16 protein-coding genes are annotated in these 23,099 nt (G+C 46.8%); 4 read left to right on the top strand and 12 right to left on the bottom strand.

All coding sequences use genetic code 11. The features are described 5' to 3' along the window. Positions 1-39 precede the first annotated feature (39 nt). On the bottom strand, positions 40-687 hold the full coding sequence (locus tag ACM64D_RS04330; RefSeq protein WP_415061957.1) for an HD-GYP domain-containing protein: 648 nt from the start codon (positions 685-687) through the stop codon (positions 40-42). Positions 688-849: 162 nt separating this feature from the next. Here ACM64D_RS04330 and ACM64D_RS04325 point away from each other — a divergent pair, with 162 nt between their 5' ends. After that, the gene (locus ACM64D_RS04325) at positions 850-1,506 is read left to right on the top strand and encodes a hypothetical protein (protein ID WP_415061956.1); all 657 of its coding nucleotides are present in this window, start codon (positions 850-852) and stop codon (positions 1,504-1,506) included. Positions 1,507-1,561: 55 nt separating this feature from the next. Here ACM64D_RS04325 and ACM64D_RS04320 read toward each other — a convergent pair whose 3' ends face one another. The 7 genes from ACM64D_RS04320 to ACM64D_RS04290 all read right to left on the bottom strand — a co-directional run bounded on the left by ACM64D_RS04320 (position 1,562) and on the right by ACM64D_RS04290 (position 14,141). Then, positions 1,562-2,731 carry a hypothetical protein gene (locus ACM64D_RS04320; protein ID WP_415061955.1) on the bottom strand — a complete coding sequence of 390 codons (1,170 nt, stop codon included), beginning with the start codon at positions 2,729-2,731 and terminating at the stop codon, positions 1,562-1,564. A 178-nt stretch (positions 2,732-2,909) separates the two neighbouring features. After that, complete coding sequence (locus tag ACM64D_RS04315) at positions 2,910-3,812, bottom strand: hypothetical protein (RefSeq protein WP_415061954.1); 903 nt, start codon at positions 3,810-3,812, stop codon at positions 2,910-2,912. A 20-nt stretch (positions 3,813-3,832) separates the two neighbouring features. Further along, the gene (locus tag ACM64D_RS04310) at positions 3,833-6,934 is read right to left on the bottom strand and encodes a S8 family serine peptidase (RefSeq protein ID WP_415061953.1); all 3,102 of its coding nucleotides are present in this window, start codon (positions 6,932-6,934) and stop codon (positions 3,833-3,835) included. After that, entirely contained in the window at positions 6,931-10,296 is a 3,366-nt protein-coding gene (locus ACM64D_RS04305; RefSeq protein ID WP_415061952.1) for a hypothetical protein, read from the bottom strand. Before ACM64D_RS04305 ends, ACM64D_RS04310 begins: the two co-directional genes overlap by 4 nt. A 222-nt stretch (positions 10,297-10,518) precedes the next feature. Beyond that, positions 10,519-11,538, bottom strand: coding sequence for a hypothetical protein (locus ACM64D_RS04300; protein ID WP_415061951.1), 1,020 nt, complete (start codon positions 11,536-11,538; stop codon positions 10,519-10,521). Positions 11,539-11,971: 433 nt separating this feature from the next. After that, positions 11,972-13,861 (bottom strand): hypothetical protein, encoded by a 1,890-nt coding sequence (locus ACM64D_RS04295; RefSeq protein WP_415061950.1) that lies wholly within the window; start codon positions 13,859-13,861, stop codon positions 11,972-11,974. Further along, positions 13,854-14,141: a hypothetical protein gene (locus ACM64D_RS04290; protein ID WP_415061949.1), complete on the bottom strand. Its 288-nt coding sequence runs from the start codon at positions 14,139-14,141 to the stop codon at positions 13,854-13,856. The genes ACM64D_RS04295 and ACM64D_RS04290 overlap by 8 nt, the downstream gene beginning before the upstream one ends. Before the next feature lie 321 nt (positions 14,142-14,462). On the opposite strand from ACM64D_RS04290, the gene ACM64D_RS04285 reads away from it, so the two are divergent. Next, positions 14,463-14,849, top strand: a complete 387-nt coding sequence (locus ACM64D_RS04285; RefSeq protein ID WP_415061948.1) for a hypothetical protein — start codon at positions 14,463-14,465, stop codon at positions 14,847-14,849. Between the two features lie 221 nt (positions 14,850-15,070). Here ACM64D_RS04285 and ACM64D_RS04280 read toward each other — a convergent pair whose 3' ends face one another. Together ACM64D_RS04280 and ACM64D_RS04275 are read right to left on the bottom strand one after the other, a co-directional pair. Further along, the gene (locus ACM64D_RS04280; protein WP_415061947.1) at positions 15,071-15,463 is read right to left on the bottom strand and encodes a hemerythrin domain-containing protein; all 393 of its coding nucleotides are present in this window, start codon (positions 15,461-15,463) and stop codon (positions 15,071-15,073) included. Positions 15,464-15,604: 141 nt separating this feature from the next. Continuing rightward, positions 15,605-17,722 carry a hypothetical protein gene (locus tag ACM64D_RS04275; protein ID WP_415061946.1) on the bottom strand — a complete coding sequence of 706 codons (2,118 nt, stop codon included), beginning with the start codon at positions 17,720-17,722 and terminating at the stop codon, positions 15,605-15,607. A gap of 63 nt (positions 17,723-17,785) precedes the next feature. On the opposite strand from ACM64D_RS04275, the gene ACM64D_RS04270 reads away from it, so the two are divergent. After that, positions 17,786-18,508 (top strand): FAD-binding oxidoreductase, encoded by a 723-nt coding sequence (locus ACM64D_RS04270; protein ID WP_415061945.1) that lies wholly within the window; start codon positions 17,786-17,788, stop codon positions 18,506-18,508. Further along, the gene (locus ACM64D_RS04265) at positions 18,501-19,394 is read left to right on the top strand and encodes a DMT family transporter (RefSeq protein ID WP_415061944.1); all 894 of its coding nucleotides are present in this window, start codon (positions 18,501-18,503) and stop codon (positions 19,392-19,394) included. The genes ACM64D_RS04270 and ACM64D_RS04265 overlap by 8 nt, the downstream gene beginning before the upstream one ends. Here ACM64D_RS04265 and ACM64D_RS04260 read toward each other — a convergent pair. Continuing rightward, positions 19,336-20,367: a DUF475 domain-containing protein gene (locus tag ACM64D_RS04260; RefSeq protein WP_415061943.1), complete on the bottom strand. Its 1,032-nt coding sequence runs from the start codon at positions 20,365-20,367 to the stop codon at positions 19,336-19,338. The genes ACM64D_RS04265 and ACM64D_RS04260 overlap by 59 nt on opposite strands. A gap of 39 nt (positions 20,368-20,406) precedes the next feature. Continuing rightward, the gene (gene uvrA, locus ACM64D_RS04255; protein WP_415061942.1) at positions 20,407-23,007 is read right to left on the bottom strand and encodes an excinuclease ABC subunit UvrA; all 2,601 of its coding nucleotides are present in this window, start codon (positions 23,005-23,007) and stop codon (positions 20,407-20,409) included. Positions 23,008-23,099 lie beyond the last annotated feature (92 nt).

Below are 23,099 nucleotides of genomic sequence, written 5' to 3'. Positions count from 1 at the left end.
CCGACCTCGCCATTTACAAAATCTTTTCATTGATTTTTATTAAGCAACTCGCTTGATAAGATGGTGAAGAGTTTCTTGATCCACCTCTTGTTTGCTCCAAGAACTATGGACTTCGAGGAAGGTCTTCACAAGTTGTGAATCAAATTGCGTCCCGGAACATCTTTTTAGTTCCGCATAGACCGTTTCATCAGACAAACCTTTACGATAAGCTCGTGTCTGCGACATCGCATCGTAAGTATCGACGACTAAAATGACCCGCGCAATCAGGGGAATCTCATCGCCTCGGATCTTATCAGGATACCCCGTCCCATCCACACGCTCATGATGCCCACGGATGCTGGGAAGAATCTCGGCAAAAAAGTTATGTTTTGCCAAAGGCTTTACAATTTCTTCGCTAATAACAGAGTGATTTTGCATCATCAGGTACTCGGATTCATCCAATTTCCCTGGTTTGGCAATGATAGACTGAGGGATGCCGATTTTGCCGATATCATGAAAGAGTCCGGCGAACTCAGCAAGCTTTTGTTCGTACTCATTCAGGCCAATATCCCGAGATAACTTACGGGACATTTCGCCCACACGACAGCAATGCGCATATGTCGCTGGATCCACAACGTTCAAAGATTGCATGAGTGCCTGAGCGGCCTCATAGGCCCACGCAGGAATGTCTCCCCAGGAAGACGACATATGGCTCCCTTCTCCCCTAACTTTATAATTTTCGGCTTTAAATATATAAAACTTAAATTAGAGAAATCTTTGAGTCTCAAGATGAGACAACTTCCGGTTGACAGCCTCAGAGAGGATTGAAAGACTTTGAACTATCGTTTAATTCCTTAGGAAAGGTCTTTTATGAAAAAGTGGCTTCTGGTTACGGCTCTCTTAACTTTTTCTTCCGCTTCCTTTGCTCAGAAAATCAAAGTTCGTAAAGTCAAAGGCAACCAAGCGGTCGTCGAGTTTGCGGGGGGACGTCTTGAGCAGGGACAAGTCTATGAGTTAACTCACGATGAATTTAGCGAACCCTCGGAGGCTTCCAGCTCCCGTAAGTACGTCGTCGCCATGAGTTTTAGCCTTATGAACACAAAGTCGGATGCCGCAAGTGCAGAGAACGAAACCGACATCACCCTTGCCGGTAAGTTTGGCTGGAACATGGGGACCTATGAGGTGGGCCCCTCGCTGTCTTACTCTTCGGATGCCACAGGAAGTATCACGACGACACTTTATAGGCTGGGCGGATTTGCAGACTACAACATGATTCCGAATATCTCCGGAGAAGCTTTCTTATACGGCGTCGGAGGCACGGGCTCTTTCGGCCAACGTGACAGCGGATCTGGATCCAAAGTCGATATCATGGACTTCTTTGTCGGGCCCTTCATGAAGTGGTTCCCCACCGGCAGCAATGTCGGTTTCCGCATGGATGCAGGCTACATTTATCAAAAACAATCCGGTATCGGAGAAAGCACCGTCTCAGGGTTGAACCTGGCCGCCGGGCTGATGGCTTACTTCTAGTTGAAGAATCCAAGATGGGAGCTCTTCTGAAGATCCCATCTTATCTCAAAGGTCTTTAGTTTAAAAATCCACGAAGATATCTTCTGTATTCATCCACGAAAGTTGTGGATAAGATCTCACTCTTTTTGAGAGAGCATTTTTCATCACGACTGAAAAAAGCCTTTTTACATTCGAAGGCAAATTGGCAACCATTTGCATCGCACTGTAACGTCGTATCCAAGGCCGGAGAAAAGGTCGAGAACTCCCCTTGAGCTTCAATTCGTTCAAGCTCCGCCTCGCATTTTTGAATCGCAGCCGCCGAGTTGAATCGCGGGCACATATAGGACTGCAGGGCTTTGCGGAAGTCACGATAGGACGACTGCGCAGTCAAAGGAATATCAGTCAACTGGTGAAATACAGAGTACGCCATGACTTTTTCACATCGAGAGCTGCTCACGCCTCCACAGAAAAATTTGAATGCCGGGAAACTGCCATTTTTGTATTCGCCCCAGTAGCCACTGTAAGAGTTGAAAAGAGGTTGCATGCGGATGCAGGCGCCCGCTTCACAACTCACTGGCGTCAAAAATGATTTACGGTTCGAACTCACTTCCGGATAAGTAACAGGGCTCACCGGGGCAGAGTAGCGCCATTGACTCTTTTCATCCAGATACTGAAACTCCGCTGACGTCAAAGTTCCGGCCACAGGAACTCCCAACCGTCGAGACAATGTCGGAGCCAAATCAAAACCGGTATTACAACCAGAAAGAAAGATATAACCTTTGTCGGTGAAGTGTCCCTTCAAACCCTCCCAAAGAGGATTGGAGCTAGAAAAGCGCCCTCCCTTATACATGTGAACGCCATAAGAAACGGCCGAGTGAGTGAGGAAACTTAAAGACGCTATGGGAAGACCGTTCTGAATCTCTTCAACCAAACTATGAAGACCGAATTCCTTTTTATCGGCCCGCTCAATCATCAACCCCGCAACCAGGACCTTTTGCGTTTCTTTTTCCAAGGAAGAATTAATATTGCTGTAAAGAACTACTTCCGCATCCGGCTCCGCTTCCAAAATTCGATGAGCTTTCCCCAGTGCGGCCTCTAAAAACATGGTCCCTAAGTCTCCCCCTTCGCCAGCTATTAAAATATGCTGTGCCGTGGGATTGTTTGTAAGACTGAGCTTCGCCTTAATAACAGCATGACCTTCAAAAGAGAAAATAAGCAGAAGAGAGAATAGCGCAAAGCTTTTCATAAGGAACCTTTCAGTGAAGAGCCCCTTACATATCCTTGGTGACGCAAAGTGTACATGCTTTTGTAAAAAGTTGAATTTTTTCAAGGGCCAGATTTTGCATTCTCCCTCGGAAAAAAACAAAACCCTACGGCTTTCGCAGTAGGGTTTTATTGAGTTTTGATTTTTAAATATCAGACGATTACCAGTTAAATGCGTTCTCGTCGTAGCCCCAACTTGCCAGAGCTTTTTTGTACATGCCCTTCATGAACTTTTGAGCTTGGTGAGGTTTCAATCCCAATTCAGAAGCTGATCTGTTTGTCAGATCCTGCATCGCTGCGCTGTCACCCAATGAAAGATCTTTTGCCGCCGCCAAAGCGTCAGAGAACTGAACTCCGAATACCGCTTTGAAAGTCTTGTCCATATCTTTTGTCGAAGTCACACCACGCTCGGAAGCCGCGACAGCCCAAGAGTTCAATGCAGAAGCAACTGCAACTGCTTTATCTTGTTTGAAGCCGTATTCTTTCATCAACTTATCAGAAGCCATTTTTACAAGTGCTTTATTGGCATCTGAATTCAAGGCTGCGAAGTTTGTATCTGTTGCAGAAGAAGCGGTCTTATCATTCACAGCTTGACCGTACTTAGATTCTCCCACATTGGCGCTGTAAAGAACTCCGTTTTTGCCTAGCCAGTATGTTCCACCGGCGACGTTTTCCCAAAAGAAGCCCGTCGTCCCTACACCGATAGTTGTTCCACCGATGTAACCAGCAAATTCTGAAACATCCGCGACATATTGGAATCTGTCATATTGGTCATACACTTCGGCATTCCCATTAGAGTCAAAGACCACATACCACATATCATCAGATCCTCTGCCCGTACGACCATAGTGAGGATCTTCAGTAACCGTGATTCTCTGTCCATTGGATTTGAAGAATGTACAACCAGGAGTGGCCTGCTGAGTTTTACAAACATCACCATAAACAGTCTCATAAGGGTAGTAAAGAACTTGGCCTCCGCCCCCACCACCGCCTCCGCCGCCTCCACAGGCTGCAAAGCTAGTAGCTACTACTGTCGCTAATATCGCACGAATCATATTTTTCATTGTGGTTCCTCCCGAATTCATTAATACGTTAAGTTAATTCTAAGTAATTTATCCCCGCAGTTATAATCGAACGAGTGAGCTCCCTTGGCGCCCTCAAACACTGGCGTTTCCATTGAACGACAACCAGAGGACTTAAATCTCAAGCGAGCTGGTGACACCAATTCGATCGCAGATCCATCCCTTGCAAAAATCGGTACCAACATTTTGACACCACGACTGAGCCCCGCGCCTTCGGTCGTAAACATAGCAGGAAGCTTTGCTGATGCGTCGCGTACATCACGAACGGTCAGAGGGATATAAAGACTTACAAACAAATTGTCAGGGAAAAACGTGTATCTATCTAAACTGCGGCTGCGCACTTGCCCCGTCACCAGATCGTGATATTGAATTTCAGAGTTTGTAAGAACAAAGGCCCCTTTCCGCTGAAGCCCTGCGAAAACAGCCCTCACACGCAAAGCGGAGTCAAATTGGGACCGCTCGGCAGAAAGCTGTCTATCCAAAAGATCCCAGTTTTTATTGTCAAACAAAGTCAGACGCTGTTGGCGATTGAGCCCCTCACCAAACCAAAAACTGCCCGCAGACTCATCCTTGCTGTAGTCCAAGGACTGAATCTTATCGACGCGAGTATCTAGAATGTTTCTATACACATTAACGTCATGGAAGAGATCCAACTCCATGAAGTTTTCGATTTTGCCATCTGTGACTTCCGCGATCGCAAAACTGTAAAGGTATGAAGGTTTCGCATCCGTGCCTAAGTTTTTCGCCAACAAAATGGAAATACGACCGGCCTCAATCTGATCCTGGCGAGGCTGAATGATGTCGACAATCTTGTAGTCCTCATGCTCCGACAATGCCTTGAGTTCATTTTTTTCATTTAAGAAATAAAATCGCAGTTTGCGTTGCTCATTGTCGTTTGGATTCTCCCAACGATCTCTCAACGATCTTTTACGATCAGGATCTTTTCCTCCCCCGATCCATGCCGGGCGTTTGGTAGATCCGATCTTTTGCCAATAGATCTGAGACGCATCTAAGGGCATAGCCGCCGTAATACCGTCATACTTGAAGCTTTCAAGCAGTTTTAACGATTTATCAAAGACAAAGAAACTCATCGGCATGCCCTTGGCTTCTTCGTCTTCACTCGTGTCTTCAAGCACACCGAGAACATATTCACTTTGCCCATCGCCGTTCAGATCCATACGGGCCGTAATCTTATCCATTAAGTTGTCACTATTACCCTCAATACGGATCTTCGTTCCACCCGTGGCCTTATAGGTCCCCGCATTTGAATCTGCGACCACCCATAACTGCCAAGTGTTCTTTTGTTCCGATAGCGCCAGATAATCGCGCTGTTCAGGATGAGCATCTAGATTTTGATCAACTGGAATAAAAGACAAACGTCCCTTCGGCATTCCCTCAATAGGAAAGACATGGACATCGCTCCCCGCAAGATCCCCATTCACTTCGACGGTGATTTCGCTTTCCACCACATAACGACGGGCCTCTTGCCCCTCCACCTTTACGTCGACAGTCAGGTCCAGCTCACTGGGAATCCGCGATTGAGAAGGATCTGCGCTGTCCACAATACTCATCGCCACCACATATTTGCGGACTTCACCCGTCTTCCAAGTGGAGGCATAAGGGGCCACTTCTTTAACCGAAGTGATCCACGGACGAACAGCTTCAGGGTGAGGTTTTAAAAACTGGGCGTTCATCTGAACTTTTGAGACTGCAACGTCAGCCCATTTGTTCACGAAGGAAACTTCAAAAAAGAGATCTTTGCTTTTCCGATCCCACGGAATCTCAAGCTTCTCTTTATTATCAACGACAATCAGAGGCTGTGGTTGAACTTTTAAAGCTCTTTCCACGTCGAGATTTCCGGCGACGGAATATTTTTTATAAATTTCCCTTTCCGGGCTTAAGATTTGTCCTTTGTCATGAGAGCCGCCAGCAACCAAGGACAGGTTGTTTTGCAGAGGGCGCGCACCAAGGACGAGACGCGCGTAAACCTCTTCGGCAGGAACACCCCGTGCCATTAACTCAGCCACGGCGGCAGCAACGAAAGGAGACGCCTGAGAAGTTCCAGAAAGATATTCATAACCCAAAGTTGAGCGGAATCGCACAGGACGCTTCGCCATCGGGAAGGTGCTTAAAATATTTAAACCCGGCGCCACGATATCCACGCCGCTTCCGAAATTCGAGAAGTGAGCCATCGCGCCGTCAGGTCCCGCGGCACCTACGCAGATGACGTTGCGATACGCACACGGCCTTAAAAGAGCCCGTGTGGAGTCATTACCGGCCGCAGCGACGATGATCACCCCGCGAGCTTGCGCTTCAGCAATCACTTTTCTCATAAATTCAGAATCTGATGTTTGCGGCCAGCCCATTGAAAAATTGATGACCTGAGCTCCCGAACGCATGGCATAGATCACGCCCCGAGCAACCAGATCTCCCAAACCTTTTTTAATATTCTCTCGGCCTTCTTCAAGTGGAGAATCATAAATTGACAGAGGCTTAATAGGTTCGCTGGGTTGAACGCCTATTACTTGCACGGGAAGAATCTCGACATTCTCGCTCAAACCACGTACGCCGATATTGTTATCCACTTCAGCAGCAATGATCCCCGCGACATGACTTCCGTGCCCCTGGTCATCATCAAAATCAGGACGCCCGAGGATTCCGGCCGAATTCACGCCCCCGAGAAGGCTCCACCCTTGGCAATCCAAAGGGTAACCGTTTTTATCTTGATCGACTTCAGGATTTTTAAGATCCATCCAAATCGCTTCACACTGTTTGCGGTCTTTTTCTTCAAGGCAACTCTGAAACTTTGTCAAAGCCCGACACTCAGATTCATTTCTATGGATGACATTCTTTAAGTCCGGATGACTTTTATTAATTCCCGTATCCAAGACAGCCACCAAAACTTTTTTCGTGGCTTTTTGTGGAAGAGGCAGACGCACGTCTTCTTGAGGGCGCGCCGGCAAGCGATAGGTCTGCATGGGGTCTAAGTCGACCATTTGCGGTTGCCCCTGATTGCTCAAGCCCCATTGAAATTGAGAAAAGGGGTCTGCCGCCTGTGCCGAGAAAGACATAAAAAGGGAAAGTATTACGACACTATTTCTCATCGGAAGCTTCCTTGTGAGCGATCTAATTCGATTGGAGAAATGCGGGTCTTATTAGCAAACATCGCAATTAAACCACTGGCATAATCAATGTTCTTCTTCGGATCACCTAAAGAATTCGAGAAGTATTCCAAGTCCCCGTCCTCATCGCCACTGCGGAAGCCGTTGATACGAACAAAGAAGATGTAATTTTCTTCACCCAGAAGCTTTAACAATTGAGGAAGTGGAATTTCCTGTTCCAGGACATAGATCACATTCGTCATCCACTGGGTTTGCGCTTTTTTATCCTTAGGATAACTTGCAGAAAGCTTCAAAAGCTGTTCCATCCAAGGAATCATACACTCGTAGTTGGTTCCGTTGATCCAGGCAGAGGTCGGGATGTTGTTGGAATTATCACGCCCCCCTGCTGAGTTCTGCTGATGCTCTTCGCAGGCTTGAAGGAAACGAGCCTTGCCTTGGTTGTAATCGCCATTTCCTAAGACCCGCAACATATCGTCAAACATTTCGCGGTCATTGGCGCGAGCTTTTTTACCTAGTTTTTCACTGAGCTTTTGAAATAAACCGCTGATAAATTTTGAGCGTTTCACTGGTTTACCATCAGCTTCTGGCTGCAAAACCAGATCACGGATCTTATCTAGTCCTCCAGGCAGAATCGAAAGATTCGCTGTAATTCGATAGAAGTCCACCGCCGTCACGTTGGCAAAAGCCTCCGGTTCAATCAAACGGTAGGACATCAGTGGCGCCCCATTCAGTTCCCCTTGAACTTCATCCAACAACTTAAAGAACTTTTTACGACTTAAATGCCAACCGCCCCACACATGTTGAACCACAGCCACGGAAGGATATTGTTTAGCGTTCACAGTCAAATCAGACTCGGTGGTGACCATTCTCCAATAAGCTTTTCCAAAGGGTGTGTTGGCGGGATTAGGATCATCACTGCGGGCGACATCCACACGGCTTTTTGATGACCATTTATTCAGAATTCCTTCAACCCAATCAAACGCAAAACCTAACAGATCGCGCCCCTTCAGTTCGCCTTTTTTATTGGCAAACAAGGTGACCTCTTCATCTTTGGGATTGAGTTCAGGAGCCTCAGGACTGCGAGGGTAGCGAATTTTTAAAAGATGATCTTCATTAAAAGAATTCACTCTCATCGCCAAAAACTTAGAACGCAGTTCCTTGGTTTTCAGTTTATGATCAATTTCAAACTTCCTATGGGCAAACTTGGCATAAAGAAGCTCTGGATCATTGCTCTTAAAAAGAGCTCTTAAGGCGGGCTTCAGGTTGTCCCGTGTTTGAATAAACTCTTTAACAAACTTCTGATCCACACGATCCGTATCCAAAAGATCCGCGTACTCGGGATTGTAGTCGATCACGAAGGCATCGGTGTTGAGGTCCGTCCAGGTCGTGCTTGCACGCACTCTGAGAACGTTGATGAAGTAGTTCAAGTCCAGTGTCATGCCCATCGCTTTTCCAGTTTGCGAACGAACATAGACTTGAAGACCCTCTTTGGTTCTCATGAAATTGGTTTGACGCAAAATCACCCGGGAACCATCCGCACTCAACGACACCGAATTCATAAAACTTAATGGAGAAATCCCCATCAAAACATCCAAGGAAGACGCCAACTGCGCATAAACTGACAAGGCGACCGAATCAGTCACTGTGAAAACCTCACCCTCACGAAGCTCCGCCAGGAAGGCATCCAAAGGTTGAGTGGTCTTTCCTTCCGCTGATTTTATCGCCTCTTTTTCAGTAAGGACTTTCGAAAGATTGCTCATAAAATGGGGAACAACAAGATCTTGCCAAGGGACTTTGGTTCCCTCTTGAATGGAAAGAAGAGGTCTCACATGGGTATAGTCTCTTAGGACCATCACATTGGCGCCGCCCAAGGGGGTAATGTTGGGCACACCATCTAAAGCCATGAAGTATCCGAGATTGCCCCCGACACTGAGATTATCCACTAATTGAATCGGAGCTGAGCTTCCAAAATAAGTGCCCGTCGTCACATGGCGAGTCGCCGCCATTTTAAAGCCACCAACAGGTCCGCCCCAAGCTTCCACTTGTTGATAGAGGGGTTCCAGTGGTTTTTCTTTCATATGTTTATAGATTCTCTCGGTCACCTCTTGGCGGCGATCGGCATAAAGATCACTCACTTTAAGAAGATCTAATCTCTCATTAATATGATTAAGAAGTGTTCCAATCGCGGCGGTCTTCCCGCGAATGCCCATGTAACGCTCTAAATCTCCGTCTTGGAACGGAGACTGACGGTCGCCGTGAGCAAAACGCTGAGGGTATCCAGGGACAAACTCTTTCATCACTTTGCCGTTTTGAACCAGGCCATTGCGGGAGTTAATATCTAAAGAAGGAAGATTCCAAGACGCTTTGCCCTTAAGGTCAAAAAGCTCCAGGGCATTACTGGCCCTATGAAGAAGCTTTGCTAAAACCAACTCTTCCAGCTCGGCCGGAAAGGCCCCGGCCTTGACGATATCCTGGAAGTCTTGTTGGCGAAGATTCGCCAGTCTTCGCACCAACCAACGAGCGTCTTCATAAGTACAAGCCGCAAAAGATTCTGCAGAAGGATGATTAATAACAACATGGCCCGAGAGGACGGATCCCAGCTTCGGAGAAAACCGATTGATACTTTCTGGCACATCGACCAAAGCAAAAGGCAAAATCAAAGCACGGTAAGCGCGAGATCTTGAATACCTTTGAACTGCAGGAAGTTGATTTGGATTGTTTGGATCTGGAGCATAACCCCATTGAATATCGAAGTACTCAGCAACCGCAGGCTCCATCATGGCATCAGAGAAGACCACAGAATGATTTTCCGTATTGTCCTCAAGAACCCACCCCCGACTTTCAAAGTCTGAAATCATCGACTCTTGGGCGTTCTTTAAAAAGGTCTTCTTTTCTTCTTCACTTGAGAAGTAGACGCGCAAATTGCGATAGTACTTGGGTGAGGGGACATAGTATCCCAGCTTTCTTAAAAGTGCTGCGCGCATTAGGGTGGTGTGGGTGTAGCGGCTCAAACTCAAACGATAAAAAAGATTGGGGTTTTCCAAAGATTGAACCCGAGACATGTAGGTAAAAGGAAGGGCCGCTTCTTCAGAAAGAAACTGAACTCCACCCATCGCCGCCGGATAGGAACCTGGAACATCCTCAACCGCGCTATAAATGCGGTTTTGCCACATCTTGTTTTCAAGTGGGTTTAAAGCGCTGAGATCAGTTCCTTGAGCCGCCAAAGCCGCTGCCTGCCCCACATCTAAAGGAACCCCGGAACTATTCACTAAATCTGACGACGGCTTTTTAATAGCCTTCAAAGGCAATGAAACACTCTCGGCACTCGCAATAGAGAGCATCATCAAACAAATTGCACAGACAATTACTATTCTCAGGGACATTCAATAAACCCCTTTCAGGGCAGTGCCAAAAAGACCCACTTCTCGAGTTCCGCCTCGGATTCAGCAAAGAGCAGGCCAAAAAATGTCATCCAATTCCCAAATAGCTCTTCCCTAAAATCGTTCTCACGCAAAAAGACCGCTTATTCCCTGCGGTCTTTGGTATTTATTATAGGACTGCTGTTCCTATCGACACATAGAGCGATAGAACGCCAACATCGCCTGCTCAAGACTTTCCCGCTCTTCCTCATCCACTATGTAAACGCCCAAGGCTTTGCTTCCCTCGACGCCTTCAAAGAAACCCATTACATCGGGAGAATAGAAATGATCAACACGTGAAGAGAAATACACGATCTGATCTCTGTAAGGCGAATTCGAATCATAGACTGTAAACTCAATAAGATCTTTGGTAGCTCGCTGATAGGATTTGACCATAACCACGTGCTGAGTGGTGCGGTTGAAACGAAGATTGATCAAAGTCAGACGTTTCCCGTCAAGATTTCGCATTAACTGCTCAACTGTTTCGCGATTCTTTTCTTCGGAGCGAACGCCGTTCCCCATTCCCATACCGATATTTCCGGTGCGGAAAAAGTGGTTGGCTTGATTCACTTCGATATCACTCTTAAAATTACGATTCACCGTCTGACCATTCAGTTCTTGAGTGTATCCTCGCATAAGGCGATTCCACAGTCCTCGGTCCCCACTGTAGCTACTGTCATTGAGGTTGGACTCTTCCACCGCAAATACGTTAAAGTTTTTCAGTTTTTTGGAGTAATAAGGCTCCGTTTTGTTGTCGTGATCGTATTCATTGTAGCCTGGGTTTTCTTCAAGAGTCTCGCGGCGAACCATATCTAGCAGCATCGGAACTCTTTTTTCCATGCGCTGACTGCTGGAGGTGTTGTAGCGGGCCAAATAAGAAACCATACGCTGAGTGCTGGCCAGGCCCCAGCAGCCGGCCAAAGGAACCCATCCACTGCGAAACGACCAGTTACGGATAGGCATATTACGTCTTTGCTCAAAGGCGTCATCTCGGATGGCCCGATAGATACTGTCGACACTTAAATTTTGACAGCTTAAGTTCTGCACCAAAGAATCATTCACGATACGCGCATTCTTCGCGCTCTGGGCATAAGCTTTTTCCGCCGTCACCACAAAAGACGATATAAGACCCACCACAAAGATTAAGAAAAGTACAAGAGCTCGCATCTGACGTCCTTTCTTTCACAACGTCGAACGCTAAAGCAATTCACAATCCATGGTCTTTGGGTGTTTAAAAGCTTTTCAGCTGTCAAAGAGTTTTACAGTGACGAAGAAGGCGGTAGCAAAATAAAAACTGATCCCTTTGACTGTGCATACCAACCAGCCTAAGACCTCGCTCTGATTTGGGCGAGGTTCGGACCGCCGACCTAAACCCCCAGGTCTTTCAGTATCTCACATCAGGAGCCAGTATCAGCGACACCTTCGCCAAGAGATGATCTATAAATGTGTTTTAAAACGCATCGGCTTTGTCGAACCAAAAAGCGCAAAAGGAAAACTCTACGATCTCAAACTCAAAAAAGAGATTATCGAGGCGGTGAATGAAGCAACCGGCACAACCCGGACAGGACAAAGATGCGATTTGCAATACTATTATTTCAGTTTAGCGCAACTCAACCCACTGATTGTAAGAAGGACTTCCTGCCGTGATTGAATAATTAACAGAATAGGTGGCACCTGATGGTACCACGACAGAACCCGTAAAAGGATAGGATCCGCCGCCAGCATACCAATTTCCCATTGGGACCGTAATGCCGTTAATAATGGCGTAAATATAGCCCCCACCGGCTCCCCCCGTATATCCCAAGATATGCACTTCGATGGCTTTGCCCGTGGAGTTTGTGTAAGTCGTCCCAAGAGTTCGGCTGCCAGTCACGTCCGTCCATGTTTGAGCCGTACCAAATCCGCCTCCGCCGCCACCCAATGCCGTCCACAATCCCGTGTTACTGCAATATACAAGTGCATGCGCAGTTAAATCATACCCAAAAGAACCCTCTCCAATACACGCACCCCCCGTCGTTACGCCAGTTGACCCGGGGCGAATATTTCCAATCACGTCAAGGGCGACCCCCGGCGTTGTCGTACCTATACCGACATTTCCATTCAAAATCGTATAGCCAGTTCCGCTGGGGTTCAGTGTCACATTTTGATTTGCACCACCAGCAGTAAAGGCTAAAGCTCCTGTTCCCGTGATGGATCCATTGTTCGTTCCCGTTCCACCTTTGCTGACCGGAGTAATTCCTATGGCGTCAGTACTAGCAAGATCCAAACTGGATTTTGCGGCTAAAGTCCCCAGCGTTGGAAAATCCGAAACTTGTGATTTTGTGATCGAAATATTCGAACAACTCATCACATCACCAACGGAATTATACACCAACGTCTGATTAGCTCCACAAGAGCTAGCAAATGAGTTACCGCCAGTGACCGACGATTTTAAATCCGTCATCGCCACAAAACCCGGCGTCCAAGTGTTAGATCCTTCATATCTCAACACTTGCCCAACAGCGCTGCCAGTGGCACTGACACTTTGACCTTTAATTTTTTCAACCACCGTGCTTCCTTGGGTTCCACTGACATCGCCGGCTAATGAACCGCTAAAATTCGTGGCAGTGGTTGCTGTGGCAGCATTCCCGTTTATGTTGATTCCCCAAACTCCCGTTGCGATAGATTGAAGATCAACCCACGCAACATCATTTCCATCGGTAGTTAGGTACTTACCACCTTGACCACTTTGATCCGGCAAGATCGCCTTCGCCGCACCACTTTGAGTAGTCGCTCCGGTCCCGCCATTCGTAATCCCTACAACTCCCGCCACATTGGTCGCAGTCGCAGCATTCCCGGTGATGTTGGCATCAAGAGTGGTTCCACTTGAATTGAACTGAGTCAGAATAGCATCCAGCTTGCTAAAACGATTAAAAATACTTTCTGCGTTTTCTTGGGTTAAACCCTTTGTCTCATTCACATTCAAAAAATCTGTATCCGTTTTGCTATTGAGCATTTCTGAATTCACCGCAAAGGGGATCGCACGCATATTAAAATCTGCGACTACTTCGTCACCCTGAACATTTAGCCGAACACGAAGAATACGGCGATCCAAATTAGAGGGAGTGTAGGTCATGTTAGTGCTCACAATATTATCATTGATATCAACGCAATTTAAGCCTTCACGTTTTTTACTGTTGTCCATTACTTCAGCAATCGACAATACGGGAGTAGGATTTTTCCCCAATGGGGTTGTCGCATTGCTATCGCCGATGACCAAGTTAAGATATCCGTTAGAAAGATTTTTGCCAGAGTGTTCTTCTTCCCTCAAAACACAGTAAGTTACTGGATCTAGAATCTGCGTTGTAACTGTTAATCCACTGACCGTTGGATATTTTCCCGCAGGCGTTTTAATCACGGCTTGGAAGCTAATTCCCTTATGTTGGGCCATCACCAAACCTGGTAGGAAAAATATGAGTGGAACAAGTGAGATGCGGTAGAGTCTACTCATAAAAGACGCCCTCGATCTGCCATTTGTTGCCATTAAGACTACTTGTTTTTTCTGAGATCTCGCCAAAGACGGCTTTCACTTGATAACCCGGGCGACCGCCGTGAGTCGTTACAACTTCGCCATAAATGAAATCAGGCTCTTTGCGATTTTGAACTTCAAGGTCAGAAGATGACTGGTGGCCTAAGCCTAAGATGGCTGCATCGATTGAGCAAGCGGATATAAAAATTGGAGTTAGAAATAGAAATGATAATTTCAGCAAAGGAAGTGCCAGTAGCTCCATATACATCCTCCGACTCTATATTCTTATCGGAATAAAAAGGAGGGACTAAAGCTTTTGACCTGCCTGGGCTAACCCGCTCCAGAATCTATGTTATGATCTGGACAAGAAAGGACCCGATCATTGCACAAAAGAAATATTCACCTGAGGAAGTCATACAGCATCTGCGAACCGCAGAGATTGAGCAAAGCGATTAAAAGAGCTTGAACAAGAAAATGCCCGCTTAAAGAAAATCGTCGCCGATCAAGCCCTGGATAATTTGATATTGAAGGAAGTTTCTAAGGGAAACTTCTAAGCCGGGCGAAGCGCAAGGATGCGGTTCGAATGGTCGTACGGGAGCTGAAAGTCAGCGAACGTCGGGCATGCAAAGTCATTGGACAAATCAGTTCCACACAGCGGTATGAGCCAAATCCAAATCCCGAGCAAGAAAAGCTTGAGGCACGAGTCATCGAGCTTGCTTCTGAATATGGTAGATACGGCTATCGTCAGGTGACTGATTTGCTGCAAATGGAAGGTTGGTCAGTGGACCTCAAAACAGAGAAGCATATCTTTGATCCGCTTTTCCCCATCAATCACATTTGTGCAAGATCACGAGATCTCACCAAAAGACTTGTCAGAAGAAGTTGGTGTACAACGAAAGTTCCAGAGCATCTAGAAAGAGCCTTGTATCTTCTAATCGCCAAGAACAATAAGTACAGACTATTTTCTTAGACTGTCGAGGCAGAATTTGGAGGGAGGGAAGGACTTTGATGGCCGAAGTGAGGCCTTCGCGGGGCCTGGATGGCCCCCTGCCGGAGCGACAGCGGAGGTAGGAGCGATGAGGCAGGATGCCGTGCCGAACGCAGCGCCAGCAAAGTCCTTCCCTCCCTCCAAATCCTCGTGCCATCACCAGGCTAGGAGATCAGTTCAGTGACTAAAATGGCAGGACTTTGTCACTTCTGTAGCTTTTGGAATTCAGGATGAAGAATATCTTCTTCCCGACGCATTCTCGTTTTCAACTGGAAAACCAAACGCCCCCAATCTTTGGCAAACTCCAAGGCAGTCCCCCCCTTTTCAAAACGATCGAAAAAAGCAAGCACCTCGGCGGAAATCTTATCCATCTCATTAGCAAACATATTCAACTTGCTCTTCAGTGCAGGATCCAGTTCCGCCGCCTTCTTTAGCGCAGGATAAAAATACTGATCCTCTTTTTTGAGATGATCCAAAAAGGCTTTCTTAAGGGTCAATAGCTTCTTCTGCTCCTCAGGTCCCAGGCTCTTGATGCTCTCCAAGAAATTAACAAAGGCAACGTGATCATTTTTTAGGTCATTGATAGTATTTGACATAATACCCCCCACTCCAAGTGTAGGAAGGAAAGAGTTGTCCTTCCTTGATGAGGGTCAATTTTGCAGAGTAATTAAAATAAAAAGCCCCTTATCGCAATAAGGGGCCAACAAACTTTTAATATTCCCGATCTAAGTCAAAAACTAGAAGTTAATTCCCAATCCCACAGTTCCATAGAAGGTATTCAGTTCTGCTTTCTGATTTAAAGCCGCATCGGTAAATCCATAACGTTTCATACCGAAGCCCGCTTCCCCGAAGTAGCGCTCAGACCAAAGAACTTTACCGTGAAAGTTCAGCGACATGGATGATTGAAGAGTCACATTCGCATCCATAGAGCTGGTATAGTAAATGAACTCCATATCCACCCATTTTGGATATCTCATAAGAGGCACGATATTGAAAAGATCATCGAACACCTTCGGCATAGAACGGGCCCAGAACGCCCCCACTCCCAACATCGGAGCCTTCAGTTGATCAAAGGTCACGCTCTGATATGAAAGCATCCCCCCTACGGACTCATCACGCCCCCACAAACCTGGAGTGGCACGATACTTCAAGTCCACCGTCAACACGCTGAGCGGAGCTGTATTCCCCGCTTCATCAACTTTAAGCTGATTAAAGGACTGGAAGAATTTTGCACTCACACCCCATCTCTGACGAGACATCCAATAGTTCGTCCAACCAAAAAGATCTTCAAACCATTGGTTATAGGCGATTTCCCCCATCACAATAAATTCACCCGAAGCTTGAACTCCGGTGAAACGCCCAGAGACCTCACGAGGAAATCCTTTGTAGATCTCGTAATAAGACTTATACGTTTTACCGTTGAAATTAACATTCAGATAAGAGCGATTGATTTTACCACGCTCTGTTGCTTTAAAGTTCCACACAAAAGATGCCGGATCCTGAGCATTGACCTCAACAGAGTTTTGCTCTGAACTGACATCTGCCACAGGTTGTTTTCGCCCCTCAAGCTTGATGCCATCAATGTAGGTTCCTGTCGGAGTCCGTTTACTAAGATAAACACGTGACTGAGTTCGAGGGATCTCCGAAAGCTCAAATCTTTGTTTAAAAACGCCACCGCCTTGACCGGGAAGATAGACCTTAGGATCATCACGACGAATCGCCATCGCCCAAAACTTACGAGGATCGCCGATTGTCGACTCAAAACCCAAAAGTTTCGTCAAAGCACTGTATTGATCCGGATTCAAAATAACAGAGCGACCCAAAGGACGCGTATCGTAACCCACGATACGCAGAACCTCCGGCTTTTTTGTATCCGAAATGTCCATCAGCTCCAACTTATTCGGAGAACTGACGAACTCATAGGACTCCCCACTGGCCAATTCTGAGAAAAAGGCCGTGGGCATATCTGCGGCAACAGGAATAGAGTTCTTTAAAGGAGCCTCCTCATTTTGCACAAGCACTCGTGCCGGAGTTGGATCCACTCTCACTTTTCCCATGACCACATTATTTCCGGCCGACTTTGTTCCATATCTTTGCGAACACATCTTCGTCGAATTTTTGCCGTCCGTTTGAGTCACGCAGAAACGAAAGACTTCTTTTTGCCCCCAGAAAGGAGCATTGGCAGATTGTGCATCTAAGATGGCAAATTGAGATGCGAAAATTCCCGAACGAACAAGTTCTTTTGCGGGAACCCCTTTGCCAATCAAAGCCTTGCGCCACTCTTCAAGCTGCTTCATCCAGCGAGCTTGATCTTCAGCCGTGAAGTTATAAGTCCACAGAACTGTTCCCGTCCGAGAAATCATCTCAAGAGTTCCATGATTCAAGAGCTTATCAGGCCAAGACATGATCAAAGCATATTTGCCTGACTCGCCACTGCTTAAAACTTGATTCAACTGTGAGTGAGTTTTTCCTAAGGGCAATAAAGCAAAGAAAAAGTTTTTTTCATTCAATGCTACGTTGCCGACCTTCAAAACATTGCCCTTTTCCCCGGTCAAATCATATTCCAACTCCATAGGAGGCAAGATAACGCCATTGTCCAATTGGTCAAAATATAGGGCTTTATTGAAGTCCCGAGTTGCCGCCGTCTTCAGCAAAGATCTTTGCGGAGCTGGGATCTCTTCCTGAGTTGCTTCGGGTGGGTTGGTAGGATTCGCGGCTGGAGCGGCCTCTTGAGCCTGCGCCACTGTTCCTAAAGAAAAAAGAAGGGAAAATACCAGATGCTGCGCAATATTCACGGTGTTACCTCGCTGCTGTTCTATATCTTGAATTTTATTGAATACAGGCTTGGGTAACAAGCTAAAATATTGGACTGTCTGGGATTTTCAGATTATTAAGAGCAGATCACCTTAAGGAGCCCTATGTCTTCCGCTCGTACAGTTTACCACATGAGAGTTGAACAAATCATCGACCATACCCCGACTGTCAGGGAATTGATTCTCAAAACCGAGACTCCGGCAGAGTTTAACTTTAAAGCCGGCCAATTTGTCATGCTCAACGTCCCTCAGGGCGAGGCCAAACCGGTATTGCGTGCGTATTCTATTGCCTCGGATGACCGCATTAAAAATGGCTTCCGACTTCTCTTTAAGTTCGTCGAAAACGGAATTGCCTCGACCTTTGTTTGGAGTCTGAAAGGAGGGGAACTTATCAACTTCACGGGCCCCTTCGGGAAAGTCTTCTTCCAGGAGCCCCCGACGGAACAGATTGTTTTCCTAAATACGGGCACGGGCCTTTCTCAACACATCTGCTATCTTCTTTCAAAAAAAGAACAATACCCCGATCTCAAGTATCGCATGCTTTTTGGTGTTCGCACTGAAAAGGATATGTACTACGAAAAAGAGATGGCCGCTTTAACCAACGAGTTGAAGGATTTTAAATTTGAATTCGTTTTAAGTCGCCCTCAGGAGACATGGACTGGGAAGAAGGGTTATGTTCAAAACTTTATCTCAGAGTTTGACTATAAAAACATCCCCACAACTTTCTACCTTTGCGGAAACGGCGGCATGATCAAAGAGGTCAAACACCAACTGATCGAAGTTGATGGTTTAGACAAACACCGTATTTGGTCAGAAGCCTTTGACTAAAAGTCGCGCGGCCTTAGAGTTGGTATTTGCGGGAGTCCTTTGGGGCTTCGGCTTTGTGGCGGCGGTGTGGGCTCTCAAAGCATTTACTCCGGTAGAAACTTTGATCTATCGATTTATCATTGCGGCGGTGATCGGCGAGATCTTCTATCTCATCATCAAAGGGCCCCGATTCACAACAATTAAAGAAGATCTTTTTCGCGCTCTTCCCGCCGGTCTTCTCTTGGGCGGAATGCTGCTGCTGCAAACTATTGGTCTTAAATTCACAACCGCGACCAAAAGTGGCTTTCTCACCAGTCTTTATGTGATTCTGGTCCCGCTTATTAATACATGGTTTTTTAAGTCTTCCAGCACCTGGAAAAACTATGCGCTGGTGGGGTTGGCCCTTCTCGGAACTTTCATCTTGATGGATGCCAATCTTCAAGATGTGAATACTGGCGACCTTTGGACGATGGGCTGTTCGCTTTTTGCAGCCTTTCATATTATCTATATCGGAAAAATCTCAAGCCGCGTGGGCAATGCATTTCGCTTCAACAACTTCCAATCCTTTTGGTGTCTTATCGCCCTGTTGCCTTTACTTTGGACTCAAGATTCCATCACGACCAGCACCTCGGATTGGCAGGCTTGGGCCGGTGTTCTTTGTTTGGGTCTGGGTTCAAGTATTATTGCCTTTTACTTGCAGATTCGGACGCAAAAAATCCTCTCCGATAGCGCTGCCAGCATGCTATTTCTTCTAGAGTCTCCCTTTGCGGCCTTTTTCGGTTTTTTACTTCTCAGCGAGCGCCTGAGTCTCTTTCAACTTTCCGGCGCCGCTCTGATTATGCTTGCTTCTATCTTGCAGATTCTTTTTGACCCTGCCACAAAGACCACAGGAAAGAAATCAGAATAACAATTCCACCACTAAGACCCGTCACCCACTCTGGGATATGCAGGAACGGATCCGCTAACATAATCATCGCCAAAATTCCAATCGCATAGAAGGCTCCATGCTCCAAGAACGTGAACTTCGTCAGGGCCTCTTGCTCCACAAACATAATAGTCAGACTTCGCACGAAGAAGGCGCCGATACTGAGGCCGATCATGATGATAAATAGATTGTGGGTGATAGCAAAGGCCCCCACAACTCCGTCAAAGCTGAACGACGCATCGAGGACTTCAAGATACAAAAACATTCCGGCACTGGCTCTGTGAACATCCTTCATCGTCTCGTCCGAGGCTTCCAACCAAGAACCGATCCCATCCACGATCACGTAAGTAATCAAACCCGCCATCCCCGCTTTCAAGAAAGGCAAGGCTTCCTCAGGAGGAAGGAAGCTTGAAATAATGGCGAGGATAATCAAACTCAACGCCACCTCAATGGCTTCAACCTTGCTGCCTAAATAGACTGTGGGCTTTTCAATGAACGGAATCCAATGCAACTCTTTGCTTTCGTCATAGAAATACTTAAGAGCCACCATCAAAAGAAAGCTTCCGCCGAAAGCGGCCACTTCAAGATGCGCCGACAGCATAAGTTTCGCATAATCATCCGGCTTGGTGGCCGCCATAACTAAGGCTTCCCATGGACTGACGTGAGCAACAAAAGTCACGATCAACAATGGGAAAATCAAACGCATTCCGAAAACCGCGATCAACATACCCCAAGTTAAAAAACGATGACGCCAAACAGGTGTCATCTCTTTCAAAACCACGGCATTCACAATCGCATTATCAAAAGAAAGAGAGATCTCCAACACCGCCAAAATGACGGCGATAAACAAGGCCCCCAGCCCCGCCTGAACCGTGCCACCGTAGTAGTGACCCACAAAATAAGATGCAATAAGACCAAAAAACGTGAAAACGAAGGAGCCTGTAAAGTATTTCATGATCAAAAAGTCCCCGATTCTAAGTTAAGAATCAAGGACTTATTTAAGAACGGCTTTGAGGAATTTTCCGGTTTCGCTGCCCGAAACCTTAGCAACCTGTTCGGGAGTTCCGACGGCGACGATCCATCCGCCGCCTTTTCCTCCGTCCGGGCCTAAATCAATAACATGATCCGCCGCTTTCACGACTTCCATATTATGTTCAATGACTAATACCGTGTTTCCCTGATCTGCCAACTCCTGAATCAACTCTACCAGTTTGCGCACATCATCGAAATGAAGTCCCGTCGTTGGTTCATCTAAGATATAGAGCGTCTTGCCAGTTCCTCTACGAGAAAGCTCTTTTGACAGCTTCACACGTTGAGCTTCCCCCCCCGATAAAGTGGTCGAACTTTGCCCTAAAGTCATATAGTCCAAGCCGACCCGGTGAAGAGTTTCCAGCTTCCGATAGATCTGAGTGTGGTTGCGGAAGAACTCTAACGCCTCCCCGACACTCATCTCCAGCACGTCAGAAATGGATTTGCTTTTGTATTTAATATTCAAAGTTTCGCGATTATAACGACGCCCCTGACAGGTATCACACGTCACAAAGACATCGCTTAAAAAGTGCATCTCGACGCGAATCTGTCCATGTCCCATACACGTTTCACAGCGTCCACCTTTGACGTTAAAACTAAAACGACCAGGCTCATAACCTCGCAATTTGGAATCCGGCAAATTCGCAAACAAATCCCGAATCATCGGGAACAACCCCACATAAGTCGCTGGCGTTGAACGCGGAGTCCTGCCAATAGGCCTTTGATTGATATCGATGACCTTGTCGATCTTCTCAAGACCCTCAATCTTTTTAAACGGCGAAGGCATCGCCAATGCTTTGTAAAAATGCTGCGCCAAAATCTTATAAAGAGTATCAATGATCAGGGTGCTCTTGCCAGAACCAGAAACCCCCGTCACCGCACAAAAGGTTCCTAACGGAATTTGCAGATCCACGTTCTGAAGATTATTTCCGGTCGCCCCCTTCAGACGTAAAAATTCACCGTTCCCTTTGCGACGCTCTTGAGGAACGGGAATTCGCATTTCGCCTTTGAGATACTTTCCCGTCAAAGAACGCGGATTGTTGGCCAGCTCTTCAGGAGTTCCCTGCGCCATCATCTCGCCGCCTAAAACCCCGGCACGCGGCCCCAGATCGACGACAAAATCCGCATAACGAATCGTGTCCTCATCGTGTTCGACAAGCAAGATCGTGTTGCCACGATCTTTGAGCTCGCCAATGATATCAAGCAAGCGATGATGATCCCGAGGATGCAAGCCGATACTGGGCTCATCCATGACGTAAAGAACACCAATCAAAGAGGATCCCACCTGAGTCGCCAAACGAATCCGTTGCGCCTCCCCCCCTGACAAGGTTCGTGAGGGACGACTGAGCGACAGATACCCTGTCCCCACTCGAATCAAATAATCCAAACGAGAAACGATTTGTTTCACGATTTTTTCCGCAATCAACTGATCCTTGGATTTCCATTGAAGCTGGGAAATCCAGTCTCGCAATTCCACGGTACTGAGATCTGAGAGTTCGGCGATGGTTTTTCCACCCAGACGAATATTCAAAGCTTCCGGCTTCAAACGCGAACCATGGCAATCGGGGCAATCCGATAAGACCATTTCTTCGCCTTCATCATCGTCATCGTCAGATGTTTTTTTACCTTTATACTTGTAAACGACTTTATCTAACTTTTTACCGCCGACCTCAGAGTCTGAAAACTGCTCTTCTTCAACCAGATCTATCGTGCCCAAACCATGGCAAGTCGGACAGGCCCCTCGTGGATTGTTAAAACTAAAAAGACGGGGTTCAATTTCAGGAAAACTGTAACCACATTCAGGACAGGCGGAATGAAGAGAGTACGACGTACGCTCCCCATCCAAGGTTTCAATAAGCACTCGCCCGTTCGCCATGGAGAGCGCCGTATTGATGCTTTCAGAAAGACGATGTTTCAAAGTGTCTTTCAAAATCAACTGATCAATCACCAGATCAATATCGTGGGTTTTCGTTTTTGCCAGCTTCGTCGCCTTATCCAGATCAATCATTTTCCCATCGACCTTGGCTTTGACAAAACCCTTCTTCGCCCAACGCTGAAACTCGGCCAGGAACTCTCCTTTTTTCCCCGAGGCCATGGGCGCCAAAACATAGAACTTGGTCCCCATGCTTTTCTTCAAAACATCATCAATGATTTGCTGAGGAGTCTGACTGGTCACCGGGATATGGTGCGTGGGGCACTCGGGCACACCGAGCTTTGCAAAGAGCAAACGCAGATAATCATAAATTTCAGTCACCGTTCCCACCGTCGAACGAGGGTTGGTGCTCACCGATTTTTGATCGATCGCGATTGCTGGAGAAAGACCCGTGATCGAATCCACTTCCGGTTTTTTAAGCTGTTCTAAAAAGTTTCGGGCATAAGCCGAAAGGCTTTCCACATAACGACGCTGGCCTTCCGCGTAGACAGTATCAAAAGCCAAAGAAGACTTTCCACTGCCACTGAGGCCTGTGAACACGGTGATCTTATTCCTGGGAATAGTCACACTCACATTCTTCAGATTGTGTTCTTTGGCGCCCTTTACAATGATTCCATCTTCAGCTTGTGACATAAGCCCTCATTCTAAGATGAGGCACCCGCGCCGGCAAGAGGTACGCCGTACCTTTTTGAAATGCAGCGCTTCACTTTTTAAACGGTTTGATT

The organism is Bdellovibrio sp., assembly GCF_047637665.1.
GTDB lineage: Bacteria > Bdellovibrionota > Bdellovibrionia > Bdellovibrionales > Bdellovibrionaceae > Bdellovibrio.
This window is presented reverse-complemented; position numbering and strand designations above follow the sequence as displayed.

What these genes read in the sequence shown, in the direction of transcription:
- ACM64D_RS04310 (WP_415061953.1), bottom strand. Translation starts at nt 6,934, where the DNA reads ATGAGAAATAGTGTCGTAATACTTTCCCTTTTTATGTCTTTCTCGGCA.
- ACM64D_RS04330 (WP_415061957.1), bottom strand. Translation starts at nt 687, where the DNA reads ATGTCGTCTTCCTGGGGAGACATTCCTGCGTGGGCCTATGAGGCCGCT.
- ACM64D_RS04270 (WP_415061945.1), top strand. Translation starts at nt 17,786, where the DNA reads ATGTCTTCCGCTCGTACAGTTTACCACATGAGAGTTGAACAAATCATC.
- ACM64D_RS04315 (WP_415061954.1), bottom strand. Translation starts at nt 3,812, where the DNA reads ATGAAAAATATGATTCGTGCGATATTAGCGACAGTAGTAGCTACTAGC.
- ACM64D_RS04325 (WP_415061956.1), top strand. Translation starts at nt 850, where the DNA reads ATGAAAAAGTGGCTTCTGGTTACGGCTCTCTTAACTTTTTCTTCCGCT.
- ACM64D_RS04320 (WP_415061955.1), bottom strand. Translation starts at nt 2,731, where the DNA reads ATGAAAAGCTTTGCGCTATTCTCTCTTCTGCTTATTTTCTCTTTTGAA.
- ACM64D_RS04260 (WP_415061943.1), bottom strand. Translation starts at nt 20,367, where the DNA reads ATGAAATACTTTACAGGCTCCTTCGTTTTCACGTTTTTTGGTCTTATT.
- ACM64D_RS04305 (WP_415061952.1), bottom strand. Translation starts at nt 10,296, where the DNA reads ATGATGCTCTCTATTGCGAGTGCCGAGAGTGTTTCATTGCCTTTGAAG.
- ACM64D_RS04290 (WP_415061949.1), bottom strand. Translation starts at nt 14,141, where the DNA reads ATGGAGCTACTGGCACTTCCTTTGCTGAAATTATCATTTCTATTTCTA.
- ACM64D_RS04295 (WP_415061950.1), bottom strand. Translation starts at nt 13,861, where the DNA reads ATGAGTAGACTCTACCGCATCTCACTTGTTCCACTCATATTTTTCCTA.
- uvrA (WP_415061942.1), bottom strand. Translation starts at nt 23,007, where the DNA reads ATGTCACAAGCTGAAGATGGAATCATTGTAAAGGGCGCCAAAGAACAC.
- ACM64D_RS04285 (WP_415061948.1), top strand. Translation starts at nt 14,463, where the DNA reads ATGGTCGTACGGGAGCTGAAAGTCAGCGAACGTCGGGCATGCAAAGTC.
- ACM64D_RS04300 (WP_415061951.1), bottom strand. Translation starts at nt 11,538, where the DNA reads ATGCGAGCTCTTGTACTTTTCTTAATCTTTGTGGTGGGTCTTATATCG.
- ACM64D_RS04280 (WP_415061947.1), bottom strand. Translation starts at nt 15,463, where the DNA reads ATGTCAAATACTATCAATGACCTAAAAAATGATCACGTTGCCTTTGTT.